Genomic DNA, 523 nt, shown 5'->3' on the forward strand with positions numbered 1-523 from the left:
ACTTAATAATGTTATCAATCAATTATTGGCGACGCTTCGTACGCTTAGGAGCTCCGTCCGTTTTCTTACGATCTCCACGATCGCGATCACGGTCACCACGGCCTCCTCTTCTTTCACCACCACCACCTTGTGTGCTAGGTCCTCCTTTGGTCTCAAGACCTGCGTTTGGAGTAAGATCTTTCTTACCGTAAACTTCGCCCTTGAAAATCCACACTTTGATGCCTAATTTACCATATACAGTCTGAGCTTCAGACAAAGCATAGTCGATATCAGCACGAAGCGTATGCAGAGGAGTTCTACCTTCTTTGTAGTGCTCTGTTCTAGCCATCTCAGCACCGCCAAGACGACCTGACACCTGCACTTTGATACCTTCAGCACCTACACGCAGAGCAGAAGCAATAGCTTGCTTCATGGCACGACGGAAAGAGATACGAGCTGCTAATTGCTGTGCAATAGATTCACCAACCAGTTTAGCATCTAACTCAGGACGCTTAATTTCAAAGATGTTGATTTGAACATCTTT

General features: G+C 45.9%; 1 protein-coding gene. It reads right to left on the reverse strand.

Annotated features, from left to right (window positions below):
• Nucleotides 1–22: 22 nt before the first annotated feature.
• On the reverse strand, nt 23–523 hold a 501-nt coding region (rpsC, locus tag OB13_RS20865), incomplete at its 5' end, for a 30S ribosomal protein S3 (RefSeq protein ID WP_461492112.1).

It is taken from the genome of Pontibacter sp. HJ8 (assembly GCF_054824225.1).